This is a genomic window from Micromonospora sp. NPDC047753, from assembly GCF_040642735.1.
Classification (GTDB): Bacteria; Actinomycetota; Actinomycetes; order Mycobacteriales; family Micromonosporaceae; genus Micromonospora.
Map to the genome: position 1 here is coordinate 1 of NZ_JBEYSL010000599.1, position 3,631 is coordinate 3,631.

Below are 3,631 nucleotides of genomic sequence, written 5' to 3' on the forward strand. Positions count from 1 at the left end.
TACCTGCACATTCCGCTCGGCGGTGCGCTGCTGCTGCTCGGCTGGTCACTCGGGCAGGTGGTCCGGCTGGTCGACGACAACGCCAACCACCTGCCGCTGGAGTTGCGGCTGCTGCTCGGCGCGTCGATGGTGATCTGGACGCTCTGCGGTCTCGCCCTGTACTGGCTGTGGACGCGGCCGAGCGCCGCCCGGTTCGCGATCGCCGTCTACGGGGTGGTCTCGGTCTCGCTGATCACCGTGACGGTGCACCAGCCGAGGCTGATGCTGTCGCTGCTCTCCCTGGCCGTCGTCGGGTACGCCGTCCTGGTCAGCCGGCGACTGGCCAAGGCCGGCCAGGCGAACCAGACGCCCGAGGGATGAGCGCGCTCAGGCCACCCCGGCCGGCTCGGCGACGCTCGTCTCTTCGGCCGCCACCTGCTGGTTCCAGTCGGCCTTGCTGGAACGCCAGCCCTCGTCGTCCATGCCACGCCGCCAGTAGCCGGAGATGGAGAGCCGGTCGAGGGGTACGCCCCGCTCACCGCGCAGCAGCCGGCGCAACTCCCGGACGAAGGCCGCCTCGCCGTGCACGAAAGCGTGCACCTGGCCGGCCGGGAACTCCAACGCGCGTACCGCCGCGACCAGCGCCTCGCCCACCGGGCGTTCGCCGCGATGCAGCCAGGTCAACTCGACCGCCCCGGGGCTGAGCAGCTTCTGCTCCTCCGCCGGGTCGGCGATCTCCACGAAGACGTGGGCCGGGGCGCCCAGCGGAAGGCGCTCCAGCGCGGCGGCGATCGCCGGCAGGGCGCTCTCGTCACCGACAAGCAGGTGCCAGTCCGCGTCCGGGTTCGGGGCGTACGCGCCGCCGGGGCCGACGAAGTGCACCGGATCGCCGGGACGCAGCGCAGCGGCCCACGGGCCGGCCAACCCCTCGTCGCCGTGGTGCACCACGTCGACGGTCAGCTCCCCGGCCAGCGGATCCCAGCGCCGCACGGTGTACGCGCGCAGCCGGGGCCACTGTTCCCGGGGCAGGTCCCGGCGGATCGCGGCGAGGTCCAACGGCTGCGGGTACGCGACGTGCGGCTGCGGGAACACCACCTTGATGTAGTGGTCGGTGAACTCGCCCACCGGCAGGCCGACCAGCTCGTCCCCACCGAGGACGAGCCGGATCAGGTGCGGGGTGGGCCGCTCGGTGCGCAGCACCCGGGCCGAGGTGACGTTCCTGGGGCGTTCCGTCATGTCAGTTAGGTTAGCCTAAGTTGGCTCGGGGTCGGCCGGGGGTGTCCCCTTGCCGACCAGGCGGGTGTGCCAGGTCACCGCCGCCGGGTCGGTGAGCGAGGCGACCTGGTCGATCACCACCCGCAACCTGGCCCGGTCGTCCGGGGCGGCCCGCCACAGCGGGACGAAGATCGGGTCGAGCCCTTCCGGGGCACGTCGGACCAGCGCGGCGACCAACTCCGCGAGCATCGTCCGCTGCCGCTCGTAGCGGCCCCGGAAGCCGCTGCGACGCATCACGTACCGCAGCGCTATGCCCTTGAGCAGCGCGCACTGCGCCCGCACCAGGCGGGGCACGACCAGGTCGGCGGCATAGCGGCGGTGCGGGCCCGGACCGAAGCGTTCCTCCGTCGCCGCCACCGCGGCGGACACGAACAGCCCGGTCACGCCGCTGGTGGTGGCCTTCAACGCGACCTGCGCGCGATGGCTGCCGTCGTAGCCGGCGAGCGGGGCGAGCAGCGGCCCGGCCAGCAGATCGACGAGCACCTCGGCCAGGTCCGCCTCGGACTCCCCGGAATAGGCGGCGGCCACGTCGGCGCAGAGCGCGGCCCGCTCGTCGGCGTCGGTGAGCAGCGGGTGCAACGTGACATAACCACCGTGGATGCCGTCCTCCACGTCGTGCACCGAGTACGCGACGTCGTCGGCCCAGTCCATCACCTGGGCCTCCAGGCAACGCCGGTCGCCGGGTGCGCCGGCCCGGATCCAGTCGAAGACGGCCGCGTCGTCTGCGTACACCCCGAACTTGCGCTCCCCCGGCCGGCGCGGCCAGGGGTACTTGCCGATCGCGTCCAGCGACGCCCGGGTCAGGTTCAGCCCGGCGGACGAGCCGTCCGGGGCGAGCACCTTCGCCTCGAGGCGGGTCAACACCCGCAGGGTCTGCGCGTTGCCCTCGAAGCCGCCGCACGGCGTGGCGAGCAGATCCAACGCAGCCTCGCCGTTGTGCCCGAACGGCGGGTGCCCGAGGTCGTGCGCGAGCCCCGCGACGTCCACCACGTCCGGGTCGCAGCCCAGCCGGGAACCCATCTCCCGGGCGATCTGGGCCACCTCCAGCGAGTGGGTCAGCCGCGTACGCAGAAAGTCGTCGGTGCCGGCGGTGTGCACCTGGGTCTTGGTGGCCAGCCGGCGAAACGCCGCCGAGTGCAGCACCCGGGCCCGGTCGCGCTCGTACGGCGACCGGCGATGCCCGGTGTCCTTGGGCGGCTCCTCGACCAACCGGGCGTCCGCCGCCCCCGGCTCACTTCTCACGCAGTATGCAGAACTCGTTGCCCTCGGGGTCGGCCAGCACCGTCCACTCGACGTCGCCCTGACCGATGTCGACGTGCCGGGCGCCCATGTCGACCAGGCGCTCGACCTCAGCCTCCAGATCGGCGGGGCGCAGGTCGAGGTGCAGCCGGTTTTTGCGCTCCTTGCCCTCGGTCACCGGCACGAAGACCAGGCCGGGCAGGCGGTCGGCGGACTGGCGGATCTCCACCTCGTCGGGCTTCTCGGTGACGACCTGATAGCCGAGCGCCTCAGCCCACCAACGGGCCAGTCGGGCCGGATCGCGGGCGTCGACAGTCAGGCTCTCCCAGACACTCGTCATGCAGTCACCTCTTCCCGTTCGACGCGGCGCCCAATCGGCCGTGTACGAGCGAGCCAAGGTTACGCCCGCCACCACTGCCCGACCCGCTCACGACGCATCGATGAATGGCACACAACCACCGATTGGCCCCCAGTTGCCGACCGATCGCCGAGGGTTACGGTCTCGCGGTCGGAAGTCGCCACCGGTAGCGTTCCCAGCGCGGAACGTGACCAGCCGACTGACACGCAGAGCCGACCGGTGAGGGGTAACGCTCGTGGACGCAGACACGGTGATGGGACCGGAGCTACGCGGGCTGCGCCAGCGCCGACCCGACATCGCCGGCACGGTGCTCGCGGGCACCGACGGCCTGCTCATCTCCAGCGACCTACCCAGCACCGACGCCACCCATCTCGCCGCGCTCGCCGCCGCGAGTTTCGGGCTCGGGCACCGGGTGGCCGACACCGTCCGGCATGGTGAGTTCCGGGAGTCGGTCGTGTGCACCACAGCAGGCTGCGTGGTCACCTATCCGGCCGGGCGCAGCGCCCTGCTGACCCTCGTCACCGCGTCGGCGGCGGACGACCTGGAGGCGCTGCACGAGGAGGCGCGGGTGGTGGCCCGTCGGGCAGGGTCGTTCCTGGACATTCGCGGCGCGGGCATCGGCGCGACAGCCGTACCGGACGCGCACGCCCCGCTGGCCACGCGTACCCCGATGGCGACCCTGCCTGCGCAGTTGCGCCGCTCGTCCCGACCGACCTGGCTCAGCAGGCGGCGTGGTCGGCGGCAGCGAGCAGGTTCCCTTCCGGGATGGCGATGCGGGTC

General features: G+C 72.5%; 5 protein-coding genes. 2 read left to right on the forward strand and 3 right to left on the reverse strand.

Features of this window, described 5'->3' with window-relative positions:
* A partial coding sequence (locus ABZ749_RS31600; RefSeq protein ID WP_357234239.1) for a hypothetical protein occupies nt 1–360 on the forward strand: 360 nt, incomplete at its 5' end.
* A 6-nt stretch (nt 361–366) separates the two neighbouring features.
* Here the strand turns inward: ABZ749_RS31600 and ABZ749_RS31605 are convergent.
* From ABZ749_RS31605 to ABZ749_RS31615, 3 genes are read right to left on the reverse strand one after another with little or no spacing between them, the layout of a single operon-like run.
* On the reverse strand, nt 367–1,215 hold the full coding sequence (locus ABZ749_RS31605; RefSeq protein WP_357234242.1) for a siderophore-interacting protein: 849 nt from the start codon (nt 1,213–1,215) through the stop codon (nt 367–369).
* Between the two features lie 15 nt (nt 1,216–1,230).
* Nucleotides 1,231–2,496, reverse strand: coding sequence for a deoxyguanosinetriphosphate triphosphohydrolase (locus ABZ749_RS31610; protein WP_357234245.1), 1,266 nt, complete (start codon nt 2,494–2,496; stop codon nt 1,231–1,233).
* Entirely contained in the window at nt 2,486–2,833 is a 348-nt protein-coding gene (locus tag ABZ749_RS31615; protein WP_357234248.1) for a VOC family protein, read from the reverse strand. Before ABZ749_RS31615 ends, ABZ749_RS31610 begins: the two co-directional genes overlap by 11 nt.
* A gap of 253 nt (nt 2,834–3,086) precedes the next feature.
* On the opposite strand from ABZ749_RS31615, the gene ABZ749_RS31620 reads away from it, so the two are divergent.
* A partial coding sequence (locus ABZ749_RS31620; protein WP_357234251.1) for a roadblock/LC7 domain-containing protein occupies nt 3,087–3,631 on the forward strand: 545 nt, incomplete at its 3' end.

Bases quoted from the DNA above. Each gene is read 5' to 3' on its own strand.
- ABZ749_RS31605 (WP_357234242.1), bottom strand. From the start codon at position 1,215: ATGACGGAACGCCCCAGGAACGTCACCTCGGCCCGGGTGCTGCGCACC.
- ABZ749_RS31615 (WP_357234248.1), bottom strand. From the start codon at position 2,833: ATGACGAGTGTCTGGGAGAGCCTGACTGTCGACGCCCGCGATCCGGCC.